The organism is Priestia sp. FSL W8-0524 (genome assembly GCF_038005965.1).
Classification (GTDB): Bacteria; Bacillota; Bacilli; order Bacillales; family Bacillaceae_H; genus Priestia; species Priestia zanthoxyli.
The window spans coordinates 3349685-3373634 of sequence record NZ_JBBOUG010000001.1 but is presented as its reverse complement, the minus strand read 5'-3'; the positions used below and the strand labels follow the sequence as shown (position 1 = coordinate 3373634).

Genomic DNA, 23950 nt, shown 5'->3' with positions numbered 1-23950 from the left:
CTAGTTTAACCCTAAATTAGGTACAAAGAAGGAATTAATTTATCTATATATAAAACTAATATCTATATTTGAAACACCGTGGTAATATGAAATTAATTCCAAGTGAGGAGGTGAATAGATGACAAAAACCATTGGTCTTATTTGTGGAAGTTTACGAAAGAATTCGTATAACCGAATGATTGCTGAGTCATTGACTACATTAGATGACTCAGCTCAATATCGCTGGATTGAAATAAGCAGCCTGCCTTTTTTTAATGAAGACTTAGAAGTTGACGGATCACCAGAATCTGTCGCATCCTTTAGAGCTGCGATTCAAGATGTTGACGGTGTGATCATTGTAAGTCCAGAGTACAATTCCGGAATTACAGGGGTATTAAAAAATGCTTTGGACTGGGCATCAAGGCCTCGGACTTCTTCTGTTTTAAACAGAAAACCAGTTGGTCTCATTGGAGCAACTCCAGGAGGCTTCGGTACGGCTTTTGCTCAAATGCAAACGAGAGAAGTACTAGAAGCGATGCAAGTCAATGTTTTACCCTTTCAAAAAATGCTGATTTCGCAAGTTCATGAAAAAGTTGATGCTCAACAAAAGGTCCTAACTGATGAGTCAACGAAACGCTATCTTCAGCGCTACTTACAGCAGTTCATTCATTGGATTGATCAAGCGCCTGTTCCTGTTCTAGATTAAGAAAGAGAACACACCTCACGAACCTTCACCTCAGAAATAGCTTTTCTTTCTATACATGTTTTACTCAACAGATCATAAATGAAATCCAAAAAACCGTTCAAATGATAGACCGCTTGTAAGGAATGGAAAAGGTACGTGTCCTTACTTGCCTTAATTTAAGGAGGATGATAAAATGTCTGATCTTTACTCTCGCCTTTCAAAAGATGATGCTGCCGTGCTTTTAGTCGACCACCAAACGGGCCTTATTTCCGGCCTTGTACGTGATTATGGTGTTGATGAATTTAAAAACAACGTATTGGCTCTTGGTGATACGGCTAAATTCTTTGATTTACCGGTTATTTTAACAACTAGCTTTGAAAATGGACCCAACGGCCCGCTAATGGGGGAACTCGTTGATTTGTTTCCTGACGCGCCAAAAATAGCTCGTCCTGGACAAATTAACGCGTGGGACAATGAAGACTTTGTTAAAGCCATTAAAGCGACAGGCAAAAAACAGCTGATTATCGCGGGTGTAGTGACAGACGTCTGCGTTGCTTTTCCTGCGCTTTCTGCCATTAAAGCAGGCTACGAAGTGTTTGTTGTGACAGATGCTTCCGGCACGTTCAACAAGCAAGTCGCAGATGCGGCATTAACGCGTATGGCTCACGGCGGCGCGCAGCTTATGAACTGGTTTAGCGTAGCGTGCGAGCTGCAGCGTGACTGGCGCAACGACGTTGAAGGTTTTGGCAATTTAATTTCTAGTCATCTTCCTGGTTATCAAAACTTGATGGGCAGCTATAGAGGAGCTCAGCGCGATTTCAGCAAGCAGAGTGTCTAACGTAGCGGAGCTTAAGTTTGGCATCGGTCGTTCTCTTTACATATAAAACACAAAAGTAGAATGGCATCTATGGATCATTTATGTGACGGAGAAAATGTAACAACATAAAAGTAATTGTTAGATAGGTGAGCCGACTGATGAACCGTTGGCTCACCTATCTTTTACTAAGCTGCCTTTCATGAAGTATGCGTCTCTTATATATAAAATAAAGTACATTCACGACAGCCTGGTAAATGATAGGAAGGGATGCGGAGTAGTGGAAGAAAAAAAAGTTACGTGGCTGGAGCTTTTTTATGATTTGTTATTTGTGGCAGCCGTTGCTACTGCTACGCATGTTTTGCTTCACGTTGAACAAGGGTATATTCATGGAGAGTATTTGTTAAAGTTTGTACTAATCTTTATTCCTATATGGTGGGCGTGGACCGGACAAACGATGTTTATCAATCGGTTTGGACAAGATTTTTTGCATCAGCGCATCTTTATGATTCTTCAAATGCTGTTTGTTCTTATTATGATCTCAAGTCTGTCCGTAGATTTTAATCAATATTACGTCTCTTTTTTGATTGGCTATATTGGGCTAAGAGCGTTAACCTCGATTCAATACCTTATTGTTCAAAAATTTGAACGAGATGAACGAAAAAAAGTTGCTGTATTTTTAGGTACATGCTTTGGAATTGGGATTTTCATCTCACTTCTTTCGCTTCTTTTTGATTCGTGGATTCGCTACGCCGTGTTGTATACAGGAATTGCAGTGGACATGATTTTACCTATTTTAGGGCATAATAGACTGGCAAAATTACCGACCAACACCGCTCATTTATTAGAGCGCTTTGCTTTATTAACATTAATCCTGTTTGGAGAATCCGTTGTCAGCATTCTTGCTGTGATACAGCCTCAAAAAGGAGACTGGAATACAATCTTATTTGCGGTTATTTCATTTGTCCTGATCATTGCTATGTGGTGGCAGTACTTTGAGAATGTAGAAAAGAAAGTAAACAAGTCTATTCAAAGAGCCGGACAAACGATTATTTACGGACACTTACTTATCCTCATGTCTCTAAGCATGATTGCAGCATCAATTAAACTCATGTTTTTACATGAAGTTCAGTACACATTCAGCTTATATTTTGTATTCGGATCCGTGCTGCTTTACTTCATGGCAACCACTCTTGTTTTTCACCAATATAGATTCGAAGAACATCGTTTGAAAGTGTATCATTTAGGCTTGTTTTTAGGGATTTTAGCGGTATTTTTTATTGTTAACTTAATACTGATTGTTCCCAGCACGCTCATCATAGGAGAATTAGCGATCTTTTTTATGATCTACGCTAGGGTTACGACCACTTAACCAAATAAAGAACGACTATATAATGGAGGTAGCAAAATGGCAAAAATTAATGTGGGAACAGAAAATGAAGCACCTATTGAACTATACTATGAGGACCACGGGACAGGAAAGCCGGTTGTCTTAATTCACGGCTGGCCACTAAGCGGACGATCTTGGGAATATCAAGTTCCGGCTCTTGTTGAGGCTGGACACAGAGTCATCACGTATGACCGCCGAGGATTCGGGAAGTCTTCTCAGCCATGGGACGGCTACGATTATGATACATTTGCTGCTGATCTACATCAGCTGCTAGAACATTTGGATTTAAAAAATGTGACACTAGTCGGGTTTTCAATGGGCGGCGGAGAAGTAGCTCGCTATGTAGGAACGTACGGCACAGATAGAGTAGAAAAAGCCGTATTTGCAGGAGCTGTACCACCATTTCTTTATAAGTCAGAAGATCATCCTGAAGGAGCATTAGATGACGCAGGCATTCAAGAATTTGAAAACGGCGTAAAAAATGATCGTTTAGCTTTTCTTGATGATTTTACAAAAACATTTTTTGGAGCTGAAGACGGAAAGGGCTTAGTCAGCGAACCATTTCGACTGTACAACCGGGATATTGCAGCAGCCGCATCGCCTAAAGGAACACTAGACTGTATAGCTGCTTTCAGCAAAACGGATTTTAGAGACGATTTAGCTAAGTTTACAATACCGACTCTTATTATTCACGGTGATGCAGACGAGATCGTTCCATTTGAATATAGCGGAAAGCGAACGCATGAAGCCATTTCTGATTCGAAATTAGCTTTAATAAAAGGCGGTCCGCACGGCTTAAATGCAACGCATGCACACGAATTTAACGAAGCGCTGCTGTCGTTTTTAAGAGACTGAATGTTTGATAAGTAAAAACAGCTCGGCAAATAGTTAATAAACAGAAGAAGTGACCGAAGGGTCACTTCTTTTTTGTTTTTTTACGCCGATAGAAAAGCTTACTATAGTAGGGGAGGTCATTTAAATTGCTTTACTATAGCTTTAAAAGATAAAAATCAAATAATAAACGTTTGCCATTCTGTGGTGCGAGAGCTTATGTTAAACTTTTAAATGGGAAATATAACCTTCAGTCCAACAGCTATTCTAAAATGACAACAAAGATTGGATTGAACAGTTATGTAATCGCTAACACTTCTATTTTATAATAAACACGAGGAGGATAATAAGATGTTTGATCATAAATCATTGCAGCTGCTTGAGCAGATGATTAATTACCCGAAGTTATCAATTCCGGAGTTGAGACTTCAAATAAATTTATCACCTCGACAATTTGCCTATACGCTTGATAAGTTGAACAATGCATTAAGCAATTTAGATTTACCGAAAATTCAAGTGATTGATATAGAATTTAAGGTTGATGAAAGAATTAAAAATTATTGGAAACTAGAAGGAACATCGCTTAACCGTCAGCAGTCAGTTTTTCAAGAGACTGAGCGGATATACTTAATTTATTTATACACGTATATAAGAAAAGAGCCGATAGCAAATATACATTATCAGTCTTTTCTGCAGGTAAGCAGGAATACAGCACTAGCGGATATTAAAAAGCTTCGTTCGTATTGTGAGAAAGAAGGCATTCAGTTATCTTATAACCGGACAGATGGCTTTCATCTAGAGGGAGAAGAGAGGCTTAAGCGTCGATTTGCAACTATTTGTATTGGAACACTTTTGCAATTGCCAATGGGCATTTCAGGGATGAAGCAGGTTCTTAATAGTTGGAATTATGAAAATACGGGTTCAGCAATTAGAGAGAACGTAAATGATTTAGCTAAAAAATATCGGATTGATTTTGTTAGTAACCGGCTAGATCAGCTAGTTTATGAACTCTTATTTCTACAGTGCAGGTCTGGGCATCATAAACTGATTCTACCAATCAAGCAAATTAAATTAATGAAAGAACAGCCCTTACTAAAAATGGGGGAAGAGCTATCAGCTTATTTATTTGATGAAGTGGCTGAAGCAGAGGTTATCTATCTAACGGTTCAATTGTTATCTGCTATGCAGAATATAGACGAGCTCCATATTGATGAAAAGCTTGACCTTGTATCGAGTACTATTATTTCAGAAGTAGAGCGCTTAATATTAGTACCATTTAAGGAAAGGCATATTTTAAAATCGCTCTTATATAAACATTTGGTACCAGCCTATTTTAGAATCATCTGTGAAGTGCCATTATCAAATCCGTTGATTGACACAATTAAAACAGAGCACGGTGTACTCTTTGAATTTGTTAAACAGGCGTTGAAGCCGCTTTCTGAATATACGGGGAAATGTATTTCAGATGAAGAGATAGGGTATTTTACGATTTTATTCGGTGGGCATGTTCGAAAACTGGAGGCTAAACCTAAAGTGTATAAAGCCACAATCGTTTGCCCAAACGGGATTAGTTCCTCTATGATGCTACGAACGCAATTACGACAACTGTTTCCAAAATTGCATTTTACAGAATCATATTCGGCTGCAGAAATCGAAAAACTGTCACCAGACAGTTACGATATGATTTTTTCAACTATTTATTTGGAATCATCCAAGCCTGTTTATTTAACACGTCCACTATTAACAGCGCTAGAGGAAAACTATTTGCAGCAGGCCGTGGCAGCTGATTTCAATTTGCCGGTTCAATCAACTATCCCAATGGATAAGTTAATGGCGACCATACGAAAATATGCAACTATTAAAAATGAAAAAGCGCTTTATGAAGATTTAACGAAACATTTAAGACAAAGCCATACACGTGAAAGGAGTTACGCCCCTATGCTTTCTGAACTTTTAACAGAGGATAAGATTCAATTCTCTGACGATTCTCTAGAGTGGGAAGAAGCAATCCAATTGGCAGCAAAACCTTTGGAGGAACAGCATTATATTACCTCAGCCTATACTCAAGCAATGATTGATAGAGTTTTAGAAATGGGAGCTTTTATTCATATAGGGAAAGGAATTGCTATTCCTCATGCCCGGCCAGAACAAGGTGTACAAGAGCTTGGTATGTCCCTTCTACGAATGAAGAAACCAGTTTTGTTACTGAACCAAGAAGAACATGCAATTGACTTGTTTATCTGTCTAGCAGCCATTGATAACAAATTACATTTAAAAGCACTGTCAGAATTGACCTCATTTTTAGTAAATGAAGACTCATTAAAACGTTTAAAAGAAGCTGAAACTTCAGCTGAAATTATAGCTATGATGCGAAAAAAAGGAGAAGATGAATAATGAAAATTTTAACAGTATGCGGATCAGGATTAGGAACAAGTTTTATGGTGGAAATGAATATTCAACAGTTGTTGAATGAGATGGGAGTAAGCGGCGTAGAAGTAAATCATTCTGATTTAGGTTCTGCAACACCAGAGGATGCAGACGTGTTCTTCCTTGCAAAAGATATTGCAGAGGGCGGGGCAAGCTTAGGAAACGTCGTAATTTTGGATAATATTATTGATTTAGAAGAATTACGCGCTAAATTAACAGGGGTTCTGCAAGAAAAAAATCTACTGTAAAGAAATTGAGAGGTGATAGCGATGAATCAGGTGTTAAATGTATTAGTTAACGTTCTGAGTGAACCTTCAGTTTTAGTAGCCATAATTGCTCTAGTAGGTCTACTTGCACAAAAGAAAAATCTTTCAGATACACTAAAAGGAACAACAAAAACGTTTGTTGGGTTCCTGGTTATTACAGCAGGTGCAGGGATTCTTCAGCAAGCACTCGCTCCATTTGGAGAAATGTTCAAAGCAGCATTTAACGTAAACGGTGTCGTTCCAAATAATGAAGCCATCGTTGCGATTGCACTGAGTAAATATGGTTCTTCGACCGCATTAATTATGTTTTTTGGTATGATTGTAAACCTGCTGATTGCTCGTTTTACACGATTTAAATATATTTTTCTGACAGGACATATCACTTTGTACATGTCATGTATGATTGCCATCATTTTATCCGTAAGTGGTTTTACATCGTTTTCATTAATTCTTTTTGGTGCTTTAACAGTGGGAATTTTTATGACGCTTTCTCCAGCCCTCGTTCAGCCTTTTATCCGTAAATTAACAGGTAATGATAATGTGGCACTAGGACATTCTGGAGCAGTTGGTTTTGCAGTTGGTGGTCTCGTGGGGATGGCTGTAAAGGGAAAGAAAGAGATTGTATCAACAGAAAAAATTAACTTTCCAAAAGGGCTCGGCTTCTTACGAGACAGTACGGTTAGTATTGCATTAACTATGGCGATTTTCTACGTTATTGTCGCTCTTTTTGCGGGGCCTGGTTATGTCGAAGGAAAATTAAGTGACGGAAAAAACTATATTTTATTTGCGGTACTTCAAGCAGGAATGTTTTCTGCCGGCGTTTTCGTCATTTTAGCTGGTGTACGATTGGTATTAGCTGAAATTGTACCAGCATTTAAAGGGATATCTTCTAAAATTGTGCCAAATTCAAAGCCAGCATTAGATGTTCCAATTATATATACTTATGCACCAAACGCTGTATTAATTGGTTTCTTTTCAAGTTTTTTAGGCGGCATTGTTAGTATGTTAATACTAGTTTTATCAGGAGGAATCATTATTTTGCCAGGTGTAGTACCTCACTTCTTTACGGGGGCAGCTGCAGGGGTGTTTGGAAATGCAATGGGTGGTGTACGCGGTGCGATTTTAGGATCATTTGTGAACGGCCTTTTAATCAGTTTCATGCCAATTCTATTAATACCCGTGTTGGGAGATTTGGGTCTATCAAATGCTACATTTTCAGATTCAGACTTCGGTATAGTGGGACTATTCTTGAGTGGGCTAGCTCATTTCGGTGGAAAAACTACCATTATGGTTGGTATTGGTTTAGTGTTACTGATAATGATCTTGGCCAGTATACGCAAGCAAGAAAGTCATGCAGTGCCTTACAAAAAAGTCGAGAAATAAAAAATGATAGACAAGAGCTTGAAGTAGTATCGTCAATCCATTCATTATCAGTTCATGCAATTAACAAAGGCATTCTGACCGCTTCAAGGATTCTTTAGGGTGCCGGCATCTGATTCGTAAGCATAAGGTTACAAATAAAATCCCTTAGAAGCTCATCAGTTTCTAAGGGATTTTAACTGCTCTTTTCTAGATATAATTGCTTCAAAAGAAAAGGTGGTACAACTGACTAATCTGTTAAAAAGAATGTAATAAAAAGTTCAATATAGTGTTTTGCAGGTTTTCATGAAACTCTTTGCGATTAAAGCCTTCCGGATCCTGAGAAGGGAGGAAGGTAGGAGATTTCATAAAGTCCGGAAATGGACTGAGAAATGAAAAATGTCCTCCATTTTCTACAACGATATGCTGAACTTTTTCCGCATCAGAAACCCCATTTAACACAAATTCCCCGTGAAAAGAAGGAGTAATCGTATCCTTTTCTCCTGTAATCATTAAAATAGGTATATTCACGTCTTCAAGAGCCCCTCTTTCTCTGAACCATCCGGCGGCTGGCGCTAAAAGAATAAGTGATTGAATCCGCTTATCATGATCAACAGATAAACAATAAGGCTTTTGATCAGGAGATTCAGAAGGAAAAGAAGTAGGAACTCCACCTGCTACGGCAAGAGCCGTATATCCTCCCATTGAATGGCCAATAAGAGAAATATTATTTGATTTAATGGACGGAGAAAAGGGACTTTCTTTTAAAAACCAATCAATTACAGTACGTATATGAGTAGGGCGATTTTTTAGGTTATCTATTGTTCCAGATAGCGTATTATTCTCTCGATTATTAAATGGATGCTGAGGTACCCCTACAATAAAACCATGACGTGCTAAAAACTGGGCAATGGTTCGATAAGCAAGAGGCGTGCTTCCATCGCCATGAGAAATAATGACTAAAGGAAATAATCCGTCTGAAAGCGGAGCATCTTGCGCAGCGCTTATCGTGTAAGGTCCGATCTTTTCAACTGTTTCTTCTTGGTATGTAGGATACATAATAAGTAAAGGCAAGACGTGTTCATTTCCTTGATCTTCTATATCTACGAATTGACATCCGGCATAAAATGCCTGTCTTTCATCTTTTTTTATTTGCACGTATATCCTCCTCCTTGTTTTTAAAGATCCCTATTACAACAGGCTCATATATGAAATTTGATTGATTTAGCTCTCTTGGAAAATCAATTTGGATACTGTTAACTAACAAATATATAAACATGCTTTTTTAAAGTTATTCATCGCTAGTATCTTGAGATAATTTAAGTTCCATATTCGTATGTGATGATAAAACGATGTTTGTTGAAGGTGTACCAAACTCCATAGCTTTAGCAATAAATTCTTCTAAAGTATGTACGGACTCTGTACATATTTTTGCTATGTAACTTATTTTTCCTGCCACACGATAACATTCCATTACATCAGGATGAACGCAACAAAACGCGGCAAGATCCTTACATTTTGTCGTTTCAGATAAAACAAACGCAGTTATGTTTCTATTCAATTTTTCTGCATCAACAATTGTTTTATAGCCTTTTATAATCCCGTTTTCCTCTAACCTTCTCACTCGTTCAATGGTAGAAGGAGAAGATAAGTAAACTTTTTGAGCTAATTCTTTCATTGAAATCTTAGCATTTGCCTGCAGTTCATGAAGTATTTTTCTATCTATTACGTCCATTTTATCGTCAACCTTTTTTTATTAATTATTATCAAGTAATTACCTAATTTAGTAAAGCTATCTTTAGAAATAACCTAATTATTTGTATATAACATTGCATGAGTATTTCATAAAATTTACTGAAAGGAGATGATTTAATGAAGAAAATATTATTACTTTTAGCAAATGGATTTGAAGCTGTAGAAGCAAGCGTTTTTACAGATGTGTTTGGATGGAATAAATTTGAGGGAGACGGCACGACTGAACTAATAACAGCGGGCTTACATCCAAAACTAACATGTACATGGAATTTTACTGTAATTCCAGAAATGCTAGTATCAGATATTAATGTAAAAGAATTTGATGCGCTTGCTATACCAGGTGGCTTTGAAGAAGCAAATTTTTACGAAGATGCTTACGATGAGAGATTCTTGCAGGTTATTCGAGAATTTCACTCAGCAGGAAAACCTATAGCCAGTGTCTGTGTTGCCGCTCTTTCACTTGGAAAAAGTGGAATTCTTGAAGGTAAAAAAGCTACTACCTATAATCACCCTAAAAGTATAAGAAGGGCACAGTTAAAAGAATTTGGTGTACTTGTTCAAGAAGATTATATTGTCGTAGACCACAATATAATTACTTCCTCAAACCCCAGCACCGGGTTTGATGTGGCCTTTTTACTATTAGAAAAATTAACTTCTTTAGAGAATGTTCAACAGGTGAAAAACTTAATGGGATTTAACTAATCAACAAATATTGTTTTTAGCGAAGAAACGAAAATGAACCGTTTTTAAACAGTAAAAGGAAATGAGTACTTTATTTTTTGATGTTGAAATAGAAAAAGAGTTAGACTCCTCGCTAAGAGTCTAACTCTTTTTATTTCCCTAAATTGTATAATAATATTTATCTTTTGTATAAGTTTACTTTACCTTTATCAAAGTTTGTTGTATTATATACTTGTAGTCAAAAAAAGGAAGGTGATTACATTGAAAGAAAAAAATGGTGACTACGTTGAAAATAAAGTGTATGAGCACCGAGTTTTAAACAGGATGTCTCAAAAAGAATTGGCTGACGCAGTTGGAGTATCTAAACAAACGATATATGTGATGGAGAAGAATAATTATTCGCCTTCTCTTGTTTTAGCTTTTCGAATAGCTGATTTCTTTAACGTAGATGTTAACGATATTTTTAGTTATGTGAAAGGAAGGGATTAAATGATAACTGACAAAATAGAAAATGCCATTTTTACTCCTTTGAAAACCTGGACAGAACAATCAAATAGTAACTGGAATATGCTTATTTGTATTGGATTTATATCGCTTATAGTAGGAGCAGTTTTAATATATGTTTTTCAAAAGAAAATGGGTATGAGTGTGTCTGACGAAAGAACAAGTCAAATCGGTTTAAAAAGTGCCCTCGTTGTACTGTATGGAGTCATTTTGTGCGACTTGATTTTTCCAAAAGAATATATGTGGCAAATTTTCTTCTTATTTAAATATTCCATTGCATTCATTGCTTCAGGTATATATCTTGCTGTTCGATATAAAAGGGATTTTTTAAACTAGAGAATGACGCAGATTTGCCAGCAGTAAAAAAGTCATAGAAGGCTATACATTTCTTTGGCTTTAGTGTTTTAACTATAATTTTCTTACAACAGCCTTATTAACTTCATGACAATGCCTACTCTTATTTTTATGGTCATCTTTAGACGAATAAGATTGATACATTCCTACAGACCAACCATTATTCATTTCCTTTCTTTAGTGTTCAACATTTCAGACATTCAATTATAATAGACCATTGGTTACGTTTTATAAAATGAAATAGATGATGATCAATAACTAAATCATAGTTACAATTAAAATTATAGTTAACTATATTCTCTGCACAGACAATTGTGGCTTTATAGGAAAATATAGTTTTTATCGGAAAAATATACTATAATTCATAGTAAAACAAATTCTATATAAAATTTCTCGTAAAAGCTGCCTTATCTGACAAACCGAGGCGGCTTTTATGTTTTTTATTTAAAAGGAGTATGACTATGAGCAAGTATGATGAAATAGATTTTGAAAAGATCGCGCTTCACATGCAGAAGCAAGTGGAAGCAGACTCAAACAACGTACAGCTAAGAAAGGATGGGGTGATGGAAATAAGAGCATAAAAAAAGCTATTTCAATCGTATTGGCATCGGAGTGAAATAGCTTTTTCTATTTTACATTCAAGAGTTTGTTAGTTCATATGAAGATCCTTATATGTGAAGTATATCACAAACTATTTTTGTTGTGAAGGTAGCAAACAAAATTTGTATGACAAATTTTAAGGTGCAAGAAGCAATCTCATTATTTGCGAGAGGCTGCTTCTTTATTGCGTTGATGGGGTTTGAATATTCGGTTTAGCATAACTCGTACGCAGATAGAAAAGAGTGCTTGACTTAGAAGAGAAAGAGCAGCAAGAAATAGATCTTGATAAGGTATATGGATATGCTGAATACATTAGGAAAAACAAATATCTTATATAATATAATGTTTCTATAAGCTGAAGCGTATAGTTTTAGGAAAGAATAGGGGTACAAGGATAGTATGAAATGGACAAAAGTAAAGAAAGATATGGGGAATTTAATCTGTGGTAAATTGAAGCATAGATTGAGTATTCATCTAACTAAATATAACGTTTCTCGTGGAGAGCAGACGCGTATTTGGATTACTTTAGATAAAAAGGAAGTTTTTAATGCTTCTTCAGCAGAATATTTAATGGAACATGATAACCTCTGGGAGGAAGTGAAGAGAAAAACAAGCAAACCTTTTCCCGAGTGTTTATATGAATGTTTCCCAGAATTCATTGGCCAGGTAGATGATATGGACTACACTGCAAGTATTCTAAAACATAGAGGCGTTTTTAACGCTGAACATGTTTATGGCGCTTTTATCCAGTATCCTCAGCTGACCATTCATCGAGCATTAAATTCTGAGAATATTATTCTTCAAGCTCTTGCATTAGTAGATAGAAGGTTAGGCAAGAGGACATTGGAAGCTTTAAGATATGATTCTAATGTCCCCCCCTTAATCATGCAATTTTATGAACTAAGGTGCGAGGTTGATAACATCACGCCGTTCAAACATACGCCCAGTTAATAAAAAAGGAGGCTAAACTGTGAAGCCCACAAATTTCTTCATTAAAGATATCCAAGAATTTCAATCCACTAATAAAAATTTAAAAAGTATCTTTAACACAAATAAGGAATTGCCTGACCAAGTATTTAACCAAAGGTGTGATTATTATTTATTTGAAGAGTTCTATTGGGTGATGTGTGATGATTTTTGGCCTACCGTACAATATTTAACAAAAATCTTTAGTGAAAAGGAAGTTACAGTTGCGGTTTTAGATCCACACCCCACAAACTATTTTTATAAAGAGTTTGGCTATTTTAATTACTTGAAGCTTCCTACTTCTTTATCAAGTGAAGAGTATAGAAATGCCTTAGAAATTGGACCGGAGGATTACCCTGCGGATGCCCCTTACTATAATTCAGAGAAGGTGGTATGGTTTTCTTCTTCTAAGCAGTGGGCGATATGGGGAGAAAGGAGCTTAGATATATGTGTCATAGGTTTTAATGAATCTGTTTTGTTAGACCATTTAATGACATCACCATCTAAATGGTCGTATTTAAATGAAGATGTTGAAGATTTAATTGGCTTAAATTTTAGAAATATGAAGCTTCCTCAAGACTTTAAAGACAGCTTATCAAAAAACTATGCTCATGATAGAGATAGTGGATGAGTATTATATTAATCTGTAAAAGGGACAAAGCTCTCTATAACTGCAAAAAAATTCTTTGCCCTGGAAGCAAAGGATTTTTTTATAGATAAATTCATTACGTTCAATAAGTTTCCTTCTATTACATGTGGGCAGGGGAGAACTATCGAGCAGAAAAAGAAGCTATATCAGTCCATTGCAGAGGGACTTCACACTGACTTAGACCTTTCTACAAACAATATCTTTATTACATTAAAAGAAACAACCCTTGAAAACTGGTCATTTGGGCAAGGAATCGCGCAAATGGTAAATCAAAAGGAGGAAAAATAAACATGGATAACCGCATTGAGTCTAAGCCGCTGAACGACATGAGAGATCTTGCTCCTAACTTTGTGACTTTCTGCTTTAATCAGTATTGGCAACACTGAACAAATGCCTTTTCATCTGCAGCTGGCAAAAAAGAATGGAGTGACTGAAAAAGAAATTATTGCACTAATAACTCATATGGCTTTTTACGTGGGGTGGCCAAAAGCAGCTGCAGCACTGAGTATAGTGGGGAAGCAATAATAGAGGCAAAATAGATAAATATTATTACTTTTTAGTTTGTTTTTAATAGAAAAAACTCCCTGTGGTGAGGGAGCTTTTAAATATGTTACTTCATCCATTGAAATTCTTTTAAAGGCCAATAAGCTAATTTTGCTTTTCCTACGATTTTGTCTACGGAGATTGTTCCTACTTTAGGGGATCTGCTATCTAAGCTATACATTCTATTATCTCCCATGACAAACAATTGACCTTCTGGAACAGTTTTGCTGCCTGTAGAATCCTCAAGTTTAAAATCCTCAGTTAACGGGCCTGTTATTATTTCTTTTTTGTATTGATCCAAATAAGGCTCTTCATATTTTTTTCCGTTTATATATAGCGTATCATTGCGATATTCTATATGATCACCCGGTAAACCAATTACTCTTTTAATATAGTCTTTTTCCTTTGTAGCGTGAAAAACGATAATATCAAATCTTTTTATATTATCTGGGTTATTTTTACCCATTTCATTAAGAATAATATGTTCACTATCTTTTAAAGTAGGCATCATCGATTCGCCGTCTACTACTATAGGCGTAAATATGTACTCTCTCACCACAAAAGCCAGGATACAAGCAATAATGATGGATTTGATCCACGAAAAAATCTCTTTTTGTTTCAATTTAAAACTCCTCTACAACCGTAATACATGTTTAAGAGTATAACACAATATATAGAAATAAACTTTTAATTTAACAATTAAGGGTTTATTTAGATAATTTTTTAACAAGTTCAATAAACTTCATTGCATGATTTTGATCCTGCTTTATTATCTTTACTTTTTGGCGATCTAAGAGAATCTTTTTTATTTGGTTATCTTTCCAAATGATAGTGTTATAAGGTTGGAACCTTATATAAATCTCTAAACCACTCCTCAAAGGAAGAAACGCGTACAGCAAAGATGCTCGCAAAGGCTATTAAAGTTGTACTAGGGGAAACAGCTGATTAATAATTAATTAGATAAAAAGAAAGCCTTGTTTTATTTTGCAAAAGGCTTTCTTTTTGCAATACAAAGTCTTTTAATCTGCTAAATGCGTTTGCGCAGCAACAGATACAAAAGGGGACCGAACGAGCCAATTATTAGCGTGACTAGTGCCCATGGCCAAAAAGAACGATTTGTCTTTTTGGCATCATGCCACATCCATACAAGCACTAGAATTAGTGCTATCAATAAATCAAAGAATATTTGCATAGAAGCATAGTTGTTAAATGCCTGAGAAAAAATACCAAGGAAGCCATAATGATATACGGCCAAACCTGTTAAAACAGAAAAAGATACTAATACTAAAATAAGTAATGCTTTTGCTATTCGATTATTCCTAGAAAATGTGTTACTGTCCATTGCTTTGTCGTTTTTACTTACCAATTCAATCATCCCCCTTTCTTAAAATGTAGCACTCATTACATTTTTTATCAACAAAAAAATGAATGGGAATAATGCAAAGCAGCTAAGTTTCCTTCATAATTGTATCTATACGACAGAAAAAGACAGTAAGGAGCTTTATATGAAAAAAGGTGAAAAGAAAAAACAAGAAATTATAGAAAAAACGGCTGACTATATTTTATCAAATGGTCTGCAGGCCTCCAGCTTGCGAAATCTTGCGAAAGCAGCAGAAACCAGCGATAGAATGCTACTTCATTATTTTAATGACAAAGAGGAATTATTTACGGTTGTGCTATCCTTTATTTCTCAAAAGCTTATTTACATGCTGCATAATACAGAAATGGAAAAACATTCATTTCAGACGCTAGTTCCCCATTTGTATAACATGATGAGAGATCCTGAAGTTCGTCCATACATTAAGCTGTGGCTTGAATTAGTTGCGGTTGCATCAAAAGAGGGGGATCCCTTTTATTCTGTAGCAAAGGAAATCTGTGACAGCTTTTATCAGTTTTACATGGATATCATTCAAGTGGGAGAAGGAGAGGATAAAGAACAAATAGCGGCACTGGCTCTTGTGACAATTGAAGGAATTGCTCTTTTAGATACAATAGGTGATGATGTTCGTATTACAAAAGCGATTGCGGCAATTAATAAGGGTTGATCTGCAATAAGCGGAAAATAGAACCCTCTCTATTTTTTGAGTGATAGGTTAGGAAAATCAAACTCTAAAAGCAAGCGAGTAAGATAGATGTAACTACTTCTCCTAGAGAACTGTACAGAAGGCCATAGCAGCAGAAAAGGTGGGGGTTCTCGAAATAAGAACATAAAAAAAGCTATTTCAATCGTATTGGCATCGGAGTGAAATAGCTTTTTCTACTTTACATTCAAGAGTTTGTTAGTTCGTTATGAACATCCTTACATGTGAAGTATATCACAAACTATTTTTGTTGTGAAGATGAAAATTGAAATTTGTATGACAAATTTTATTGCGTTGAGAGAATTTGAATGTGTTATTTAGCGTAACTCTTACGCAGAGGCTATTTTAAAACCGCTGGGGGTCTAAATAAAAATTAACGCTAACTCTAAAAATTTCAGACGAACCTGCTTCTTTCAAAGGAATCTTTTCAATTTTTATAGATAAAAAAACTATCTTATCAGGTATAGTGTTAGTAGAAGTCTCAAGTAGTAAGTTTGTGTTCACAGTATTTGGTATGATAAGTGCTTTTGGATTTTTACTCGTGTACAACATAAAAAATATAGATAACAGTAGCTCGAATGATAAACCATCTTTTTAAAGAAAGACATCTGACCGATAAAAATGATAAAAAGGAGAGACGTAAATGAAATTTGATGTGCCTGAATTAGTTGAAGCAAAACGGCAAATTGATTCAACTTTACATAAACTCAGACAGACAGTAAAAACGTTTGAAGCTAAAGAAAATGCCGATAGATATAAATCTCAAATAACCTTAGCTAAAAGAAGGATACAAGCATTCGAGCTTTCAGTAGCTCTTATTGAAAGGGAGATAAACGAACTTTCTAAAAGCTAGATGCTAGCTTTTAGAATATGAATTACAAAACGTTGGAAAACGTTATATTGCAGTAAAAGCATTTTAATTTATCTTCAATTGTCGCTTAGAGTGGAATATCAGAAAGAAAGAAACCTTGAAAATACTAGGGTTTCTTTTTTTGTAATTAGTACTCTGCGTACGCCAGTATATCTTTTGAATTTTGGCTAAACCTGTTTCCAAAGCGGGTAGTCTTTGCACTTCTCAAAACGTATCCACGCTCTTTTTATCAATTCATTCATTTAAAAATAAGGGTTGAAGGTGACGCAACGTAATCTAATATAGTTGAACTATGACATATCAAGAAGGGGAGTAACAAAATAAACAATCCTTTTTAGAAATGTATTCGGAACGTTATTAGAATGAAAGTAAAGGATGGGGGCATGAGAAGTGGAGAATAAAAAACGAATTCGCTCGTTAGATATATTAAGAGGACTAGCGATTCTGGGAACATTAGGAACGAACATTTAGCTGTTTGCCTATCTGGGAGATATAAATTATATATTTACTTTTACCCATAACAAATGGTGGTTATCAGGAGATGATTTTTTAAGAATCCTTTTTCTATCCTTAATTAACGGGAAATTACTTGGCCTCTTAGCTATTATGTTTGGTGTTGGTTTAGAGCTGAAATATCAGCAATCAAAACGGTTAAATCAGACGTGGCCAGGAAGATACATATGGCTGTCTTTGATTTTATTAATGGAAGGGCTTTTGCACTTTATTTTTGTCTTAGAGTACGATATTTTAATGTCTTATGCAGTAACAGCAATTATTGTTTCATTTATCGTAAAAATGCGGAAGACGATGATACGAATAACAATGATTAGTGCAGCAGCGATTCATCTTTTCTTTATATTACTTGTGTTCTTAGGTGTGCTAACTAACTCAATAGGAGATGAGCTAGTTGCTGTGCCGAAAGAAGTGATGAACCTTTATCAACATGGATCATGGATGAATCAAATTCAGTATCGACTTTTTCATTTTTGGGAGCTGCGCACAGAAGCAATTTTCGTCATTCCATTTAATATATGCATGTTTTTAATTGGTGTTTTACTAGTGAGAATAGGGGCTTTTGACAATAACTCCAAGGGTATTAATATCAGAAAGAGGATGATGAAGACAGGACTTTTAGTTGGGCTACCTCTAAACCTATTATTATTTGTTCCTGGAGGATACTTTGATTTTCCAGTAAGGTATGTATTTGCCCCTATTTTGTCGATTGGATACATGGGAGCCATTAGTTTTCTAATTGAAAAATTTCAGGCCTTTTCGTTATGGAGAGTTTTAGAAAAAGTAGGTAAGATGTCTTTAAGTTGCTACGTGTTACAAAATGTTTTAAGTTCAATTTTATTTTATGGATGGGGCCTTGGATTGGGTGGACACCCTCGTTCATTCTTCGTCATTATGATTTGGATAATAATCTGCTTGTTTCAAATGTTATTTGCTACTTTGTGGCTTCGTTATTTTAAAATGGGTCCTATGGAATCAGCGCGTAAACGCTTAGCCAGTTTAACTATAAGGAAAAATATAAAGAAAGATCTTAAAATGTAAGTCATCTTCTTTTGGATGAATATCAAACCTGTTATAAGAAGCAAAACTTTTACATAGAATGTTATGTTAAAGTGATATTAGGTATTAGAAATTTTAACCAATTAATAGTCCGTAGAGGAGAATTAAAGAAAATGGCTACCTTTTTCTTAATACTTATCGGCTTCTTTCTTATTATTTCAAATATCGTTGGATTTATCTCCTACAAAAAAAAGAAAAGTCTATACGCTGCTGCTTTTACAATATTGATACTGGCGGCTTTATTCGGGGCAGTAGGCGGTATATTAGCACTGTTGATCATTAGAGACGCTTTTTCCATATTTTATGGTTTACAAGTTGGATACTATTTACTTATAAATAGCGCAATTGTTCTGTTACTGGCAGTTATAGTCACAGTTATAAAACAATATAACGATAAATAAAAAATTTGCTTAGTAAGAGTCATACTTCGTAAGTTTGTATTTACCATAATCTCAGTTATCCGTACAAAAAAGCCTTTAGATTCATAAATCTAAAGGCTTCAAATATGATTAACACTTTATTAGTTATATCATATAAAACGCTAGTTTACATAAAGTTTCTTTCTAAAAGACAAGAAAAAAAGGAGCCCTTAATACCCAAGGGCTCCTTTGTTTTTCCAATTTATCGTTTATACACGGCTGTTTTAGCAAACCTTTTAGCTTACTAAAAAGACAAACAAGTACATAAATAGGAAGCTATTTATATGTAAACTCTTTTTAGAACTATGTAACAAGAAAATTAAGAAAAACGTAAGATTTAAGTAAGAGAAAAGAAAATTTCATTTTATACAATAACCATATAAATTGAAAAGGAGAAGATAAATGACATACATATTGAAAACTACCCAACTTACAAAGGCGTTTAAAGGGAGACAGGTTGTTTCTGAAGTTAATATGCACGTGAAGAAAGGAGAAATTTATGGCTTCTTAGGTCCGAATGGTGCTGGTAAAACGACGATTATGAAAATGCTCACAAACTTAATCAAGCCAACGAGTGGTGAAATAGAGATTTTTGGAGAGAAATTAACGAACACATCATTTGAAGTATTAAAGCGGATGGGAACTATTATTGAATATCCAATTTTTTATGAGCAGCTCACTGCTAGAGAAAATTTATCTTTACATTGCGAGTATATGGGTTATTACGATAACAAAGCTATTGATCACGCTCTAGAGCTTGTTAAATTACATAATATTGAAGGCAAAAAAGTGAAGGATTTTTCATTGGGAATGAAACAAAGGTTAGGGATAGCTAGAGCTATTTCTACAAAGCCAGAGCTTCTGGTTTTAGATGAACCAATTAATGGACTCGATCCTATTGGTATAAAGGAATTGAGAGACCTTTTTAAAATACTCTGTAAAGATTATGGAATTACCTTATTAATATCTAGTCATATTTTAGCTGAAATGGAACAGATGTCAGATACAATCGGAATTATTCAAAATGGAAAATTAATAAAAGAAGTTTCTATGAAGAGTATCAACGGAAAACAAACTGAGTATATAGAAGTACAGGTTCAAAATATAAAAAAAGCTTTGTATATTTTAGAACAAAATTTAGGAATAAAAAACTTTAGAGTTATTGGTGAAGAGATGATACGTATATATGAGACAACATTAACTCAGCAAGAGATTTCTAAAGCATTCGTTATGAATGATGTTGGTATAGAAAGTATCAACAAAAAGAACAGTTCACTAGAAGAGTACTTTTTAAGTTCAATGAATAGTGAAGAAATTCACATTTAATCACGTATATCATCTTAACTTCCAATTCCTTATCACATCATTTAAAGAGCACTAAATTGAAACGTCTTAAATTCCATTGGGGGGAGCTTTTGAAAATGTTAAAACTAATGAAATTAGAATACAAAAAACATCGATTATCAAGGTATATAAAAAATGTAGTCATTTGCATTTTAGCTATCTTTTTTATAGCTGCACTTATGGGGTGGGGATCAAGAAATGAAATTGAACCTATGTATCCAGATTATGCGGACTTTATGTCGTTAGCTAATATTTTTATTAGAATTGTATTTATTTGTTTCTCTAGTGTCATTTTGTCTCGGCTAATAATTGATGAATATAAAAATAAAACAATTCAGTTGTTATTCACTTATCCATTAAAAAGAAAAAAGTTAATGCAAGCGAAACTGCTTATTGTTTTCGTATTCTGCTTTGTCAGTATTATTATTGCTACTTTTATTATCGATTTATTAATTTTTTGGATCAACCCGCACGTATATCTGGTTGAAAAACCTGTAAAGGTGAATGACATTATTTCTACAGTACCTTCAACTCTTATTGGTGCGCTTATGATGGCTGGCGTGAGTTTCATTCCTTTATTTTTTGGTATGAGGAAGAAATCAGTTGCTACTACAATAACTTCGTCTCTAGTAATTGGATTCTTAATTAATGCAACAATTTCTAGTGGAGGAGAGACGGTAAGTTTATATGAAATTGTAGCAATTCCTGGCGTACTTTGTCTTCTTGGACTTCTAATAGGTTATCTGGCAATAAGAAAAGTAGACAGTGTTGACATAGCATAATACATAATTTCTAAGAGTAGAAATAGGAGGAAAAGAGATGAAGAAGATTGTATCAACTTCTGTAGCTTTAGTTTTAATTTGTGGGTTCACTTTCAAAGTCAATATTGCCGAAGCAAAAAGCTTTGAGAAAAATAAGTCTTACAATATCGAGAGTGTTAATGCTTTAAAAGTGGATAGTGAGTCTTGGGATATAAGGTTGAAGAAAAGTCATTCAAATGAAGTGATTGTATCAGCTAAAGGGAAGAAAAAAGAAAAACAACGTGTCACTTTTAAACAAGGTGGAAAAACATTAATAATCAAGCAAAAGGATCAAAAGAAAAGTGGCTTTTTGGGAGGGTTTACTTTTGGAAAGAAAGGTACAATTTCTATTGCCATTCCAAGTTCAAAAATAAACAAAATTGACTTAAATAATAAATATGGTGATATCCAATTGAGTGAAATTTCTACTAATAATTTTATAGTTCACAACAACTCTGGTGATAAAAAAATAAAAGGCCTTTCAGCTAATACAGCAATGTTTGTATCCGAGGATGGAACGTTAAGTATGGAAGATAGTACTTTTGGAAATTTAAACATTTCCTCTACAAGTGGCGATAACTATATGGAAAATGTAAATGCTTCAAAGATTAAGGTTACTTCTAAAGATGGAGAGGTTTCAATTAAGGATATAAAAGAAGGAAAATCCTTAGCTGTAGAAAGTGATTCTGGGGACATCAGCGTTTCTTATAAACAAGCCCCAACTTCTCTGTCCGTGGCTGCTAAAAGTTATTCCTCCGATGTAAAACTTAAACTAGATACACTTAAGAAAAACACAGATACTGAAAAGCTTCAAAGAGGAAAAATTGGACAGGGATCCAATAAGTTAAATTTATTAAGTAACAACGGTGTTATTAATGTAACAAATTAATCATTATAATATGTTTGATAAGAATACTTGATAATATGTTTGATAAGAATACTTGAACTAAACTAATAATCAATTACTTATTGAAAATGCTATCTTCCTCGACATTAAGATAGCATTTTTTGATGAATATCTTAAAAAACTATAGGTAAAGAATTTATATCGTTTATTTACTACTAACTTTTTTTAACACTATATTAATTAGTTATAACATTTTGTATAAAAAGGATTATAATGTAATTAATTGTTATTTTTTATGATAATAGAATAGTAAGCATACTAAAAGGTTTTAGGAGTGGAAAGTATTGAGTCACAAGATACTAATTGTAGAAGACGATCCGTTTATAAGTGAGATGGTTAAAGAGGGGTTAGTAAAAGAAGGATATGAAGTCACCGCTGTTTTTGATGGCGAGGAAGCTTTAGAAATACTTAATGTACAAAATGTACAAACGTATGACGTTATTTTACTTGATCTTATGCTGCCCAAAGTGGATGGCATGGAATGTTTAAAAATAATTCGTTCTAAAAGTATGGTTCCTGTTCTTATTATGTCTGCAAAAGATGAAGACGTAGACAAAGCACTTGGACTAGGTTTTGGTGCTGATGATTATATTGCTAAACCGTTCTCTATGATTGAATTATTAGCGAGAATTAAAGCGATTATAAGAAGAGAATTACATTATATGCACTCATCGCAGTTAAAAAAAGAAAGTCAAAGCAAGGTCATAAAAATAGGAGATATAAGTATCGATATGGACAGCTTTTCTGTGAAGAAACTAGATAAGGATATTAGCCTCACAGCAAAAGAATTTAACATCCTAAAAGTATTTATTTCCAACCCTACTCATGTATACACGAAGTCACAACTGTATAAAGCCGTATGGGAAGATGAATATCATGGAGATGAAAACGTAATTAATGTTCACATTAGAAGACTTCGAGAAAAAATTGAAGACAATCCCTCTCATCCAACGTACATAAAGACTTTATGGGGAATAGGTTATAAATTGGGGGATTTATAAAAATGGTTTACCTGGTCGTCATCTTATTGGCCTGTTCTATTTGTATAAACCTATTTCTGATTCATAGGCGATTAAAACGTAAAGCAGAAGTGAGATACATAGAAAGCAAGCTCAAAGCTATTATTGATGAAGAAACAAGTGAAAGACTATTATTATATACAGACAATAATCAGATAAAGTCTTTATTGAAACAAATAAACCGTCTTTTAGAACACAATCAAAAGACAGTGGCAGATTACCATAACGTAGAACGTTCAATAAGAAAAATGCTATCAAATATTTCTCACGATTTAAAAACCCCTCTAACAGTTATTTTAGGTTATATTGAAATTATAAATAATGATAAAAGTCTAAGTACAGAAAAAATGATGAGTTTGTTAAAAACCGTTAATTTAAAAACCTTAGAGGTGCTAGAGTTAATAAATCGTTTTTTCGAACTTGTAAAGCTTGAATCCGGAGACAAAAAATTAAGCTTTTCGAGAATTGATATATGCGAAATTAGCCGGAAAATAATATTGGATTACTACGAAATTTTAATCAATAAAGAATTTGAAGTAGCTATTGAAATACCAGAAGAATCACTCTTTGTTAGAGGAGATGAAAGTGCAATTGAAAGGGTTCTTAATAATTTAATTTCTAATGCAATTCAGTATGGTTCTGATGGTAAAATGATAGGTTTAAAGCTTAGAACAGATAAAGATAATATCTATATAGAAATATCAGATAGAGGAAAAGGAATAGATGAAGTACATAAAGAACGAGTTTTTGAGCGAATGTATACGCTAGAAGACTCAAGGAACAGTCGCTATCAAGGAAGTGGATTAGGGTTAACTATTACGAAGAGATTAATTGAACAAATGGGTGGAAGTATTGCTTTAGAAAGTATTCCGTTTAAACATACTATTTTTACAGTATGTTTAAAACGTATTAATTTTTAAAATTAGTAATACGTTGTTTTAGGTATTGCAAGAAAAACACCTATTTTTCTACCTTTTACTAACAGTAGTCAAAGAATAATAAGTAGAAAAGAATTAGTAGAGAGTTGAAGGTGCATGTATGAAAAAGGTTTTAGCAACTTCTGCTGTATTATTGCTAGCATTAGCAGCTTGCAGTAGTAATTAAACTGAGTAAATAAGAGCGGACCTTCATTTA

General features: G+C 34.5%; 25 protein-coding genes and 2 pseudogenes. 23 read left to right on the top strand and 4 right to left on the bottom strand.

The features are described 5' to 3' along the window. Positions 1–118: 118 nt before the first annotated feature. From NST66_RS17640 to NST66_RS17610, 7 genes are all read left to right on the top strand, one after another. Positions 119–685, top strand: a complete 567-nt coding sequence (locus NST66_RS17640; RefSeq protein ID WP_340843606.1) for an NADPH-dependent FMN reductase — start codon at positions 119–121, stop codon at positions 683–685. Between the two features lie 172 nt (positions 686–857). Further along, on the top strand, positions 858–1502 hold the full coding sequence (gene ycaC, locus NST66_RS17635; protein ID WP_098999684.1) for an isochorismate family cysteine hydrolase YcaC: 645 nt from the start codon (positions 858–860) through the stop codon (positions 1500–1502). A gap of 256 nt (positions 1503–1758) precedes the next feature. After that, positions 1759–2850 (top strand): low temperature requirement protein A, encoded by a 1092-nt coding sequence (locus NST66_RS17630; protein WP_340843605.1) that lies wholly within the window; start codon positions 1759–1761, stop codon positions 2848–2850. A gap of 36 nt (positions 2851–2886) precedes the next feature. After that, positions 2887–3723, top strand: coding sequence for an alpha/beta fold hydrolase (locus NST66_RS17625; protein ID WP_165636244.1), 837 nt, complete (start codon positions 2887–2889; stop codon positions 3721–3723). A gap of 327 nt (positions 3724–4050) precedes the next feature. Next, positions 4051–6093, top strand: a complete 2043-nt coding sequence (locus NST66_RS17620; RefSeq protein WP_165636245.1) for a PTS sugar transporter subunit IIA — start codon at positions 4051–4053, stop codon at positions 6091–6093. After that, positions 6093–6374: a PTS sugar transporter subunit IIB gene (locus NST66_RS17615; RefSeq protein ID WP_028414844.1), complete on the top strand. Its 282-nt coding sequence runs from the start codon at positions 6093–6095 to the stop codon at positions 6372–6374. Before NST66_RS17620 ends, NST66_RS17615 begins: the two co-directional genes overlap by 1 nt. Positions 6375–6395: 21 nt before the next feature. Then, a complete protein-coding gene (locus NST66_RS17610) occupies positions 6396–7775 on the top strand; it encodes a PTS ascorbate transporter subunit IIC (protein ID WP_028414843.1) in 1380 nt (459 codons plus the stop codon). Between the two features lie 234 nt (positions 7776–8009). Here the strand turns inward: NST66_RS17610 and NST66_RS17605 are convergent, their stop codons facing one another. Continuing rightward, entirely contained in the window at positions 8010–8909 is a 900-nt protein-coding gene (locus NST66_RS17605; RefSeq protein WP_340843604.1) for an alpha/beta hydrolase family protein, read from the bottom strand. Between the two features lie 133 nt (positions 8910–9042). Next, entirely contained in the window at positions 9043–9486 is a 444-nt protein-coding gene (locus NST66_RS17600) for an Lrp/AsnC family transcriptional regulator (RefSeq protein ID WP_340843603.1), read from the bottom strand. A 137-nt stretch (positions 9487–9623) separates the two neighbouring features. Here NST66_RS17600 and NST66_RS17595 point away from each other — a divergent pair, with 137 nt between their 5' ends. The 7 genes and pseudogenes from NST66_RS17595 to NST66_RS17565 all read left to right on the top strand — a co-directional run. Further along, positions 9624–10208 (top strand): DJ-1/PfpI family protein, encoded by a 585-nt coding sequence (locus NST66_RS17595; protein WP_165636248.1) that lies wholly within the window; start codon positions 9624–9626, stop codon positions 10206–10208. A gap of 240 nt (positions 10209–10448) precedes the next feature. Next, a complete protein-coding gene (locus NST66_RS17590) occupies positions 10449–10676 on the top strand; it encodes a helix-turn-helix transcriptional regulator (RefSeq protein WP_028414839.1) in 228 nt (75 codons plus the stop codon). Continuing rightward, positions 10677–11027, top strand: a complete 351-nt coding sequence (locus NST66_RS17585) for a DUF2178 domain-containing protein (protein WP_251439535.1) — start codon at positions 10677–10679, stop codon at positions 11025–11027. Between the two features lie 1017 nt (positions 11028–12044). Beyond that, positions 12045–12596 (top strand): SF0329 family protein, encoded by a 552-nt coding sequence (locus NST66_RS17580; protein WP_028414837.1) that lies wholly within the window; start codon positions 12045–12047, stop codon positions 12594–12596. A gap of 19 nt (positions 12597–12615) precedes the next feature. Continuing rightward, complete coding sequence (locus tag NST66_RS17575) at positions 12616–13242, top strand: hypothetical protein (RefSeq protein WP_028414836.1); 627 nt, start codon at positions 12616–12618, stop codon at positions 13240–13242. 114 nt (positions 13243–13356) lie between these two features. Beyond that, positions 13357–13548 (top strand): annotated as a pseudogene (locus NST66_RS17570) (tautomerase family protein); the annotation flags it as partial. A gap of 66 nt (positions 13549–13614) precedes the next feature. Next, positions 13615–13785: pseudogene (locus NST66_RS17565) on the top strand (carboxymuconolactone decarboxylase family protein); the annotation flags it as partial. 85 nt (positions 13786–13870) lie between these two features. Here the strand turns inward: NST66_RS17565 and lepB are convergent. Both lepB and NST66_RS17555 read right to left on the bottom strand, forming a co-directional pair. Next, on the bottom strand, positions 13871–14425 hold the full coding sequence (gene lepB, locus NST66_RS17560) for a signal peptidase I (protein WP_165636251.1): 555 nt from the start codon (positions 14423–14425) through the stop codon (positions 13871–13873). A 405-nt stretch (positions 14426–14830) separates the two neighbouring features. Beyond that, on the bottom strand, positions 14831–15178 hold the full coding sequence (locus tag NST66_RS17555) for a DUF2834 domain-containing protein (protein ID WP_340843602.1): 348 nt from the start codon (positions 15176–15178) through the stop codon (positions 14831–14833). Positions 15179–15308: 130 nt separating this feature from the next. Between NST66_RS17555 and NST66_RS17550 the strand changes: the two genes are divergently transcribed. The 9 genes from NST66_RS17550 to NST66_RS17510 all read left to right on the top strand — a co-directional run bounded on the left by NST66_RS17550 (position 15309) and on the right by NST66_RS17510 (position 23736). Further along, complete coding sequence (locus tag NST66_RS17550) at positions 15309–15848, top strand: TetR/AcrR family transcriptional regulator (RefSeq protein WP_049165934.1); 540 nt, start codon at positions 15309–15311, stop codon at positions 15846–15848. A gap of 679 nt (positions 15849–16527) precedes the next feature. Continuing rightward, complete coding sequence (locus tag NST66_RS17545) at positions 16528–16737, top strand: hypothetical protein (protein WP_028414832.1); 210 nt, start codon at positions 16528–16530, stop codon at positions 16735–16737. A 624-nt stretch (positions 16738–17361) separates the two neighbouring features. Next, on the top strand, positions 17362–18309 hold the full coding sequence (locus NST66_RS17540; protein ID WP_340843601.1) for a DUF418 domain-containing protein: 948 nt from the start codon (positions 17362–17364) through the stop codon (positions 18307–18309). 131 nt (positions 18310–18440) lie between these two features. Beyond that, the gene (locus tag NST66_RS17535) at positions 18441–18728 is read left to right on the top strand and encodes a 3-isopropylmalate dehydrogenase (protein ID WP_325075098.1); all 288 of its coding nucleotides are present in this window, start codon (positions 18441–18443) and stop codon (positions 18726–18728) included. Between the two features lie 420 nt (positions 18729–19148). Further along, a complete protein-coding gene (locus NST66_RS17530; RefSeq protein WP_340843600.1) occupies positions 19149–20072 on the top strand; it encodes an ABC transporter ATP-binding protein in 924 nt (307 codons plus the stop codon). 95 nt (positions 20073–20167) lie between these two features. Beyond that, entirely contained in the window at positions 20168–20872 is a 705-nt protein-coding gene (locus NST66_RS17525; protein WP_034267320.1) for an ABC transporter permease, read from the top strand. A 37-nt stretch (positions 20873–20909) separates the two neighbouring features. Then, positions 20910–21779, top strand: coding sequence for a DUF4097 family beta strand repeat-containing protein (locus tag NST66_RS17520; protein WP_034267317.1), 870 nt, complete (start codon positions 20910–20912; stop codon positions 21777–21779). Between the two features lie 302 nt (positions 21780–22081). Beyond that, positions 22082–22798: a response regulator transcription factor gene (locus tag NST66_RS17515; RefSeq protein WP_034267314.1), complete on the top strand. Its 717-nt coding sequence runs from the start codon at positions 22082–22084 to the stop codon at positions 22796–22798. Positions 22799–22800: 2 nt separating this feature from the next. Next, positions 22801–23736: a sensor histidine kinase gene (locus NST66_RS17510; RefSeq protein ID WP_340843598.1), complete on the top strand. Its 936-nt coding sequence runs from the start codon at positions 22801–22803 to the stop codon at positions 23734–23736. The last annotated feature ends 214 nt before the right edge of the window (positions 23737–23950 follow it).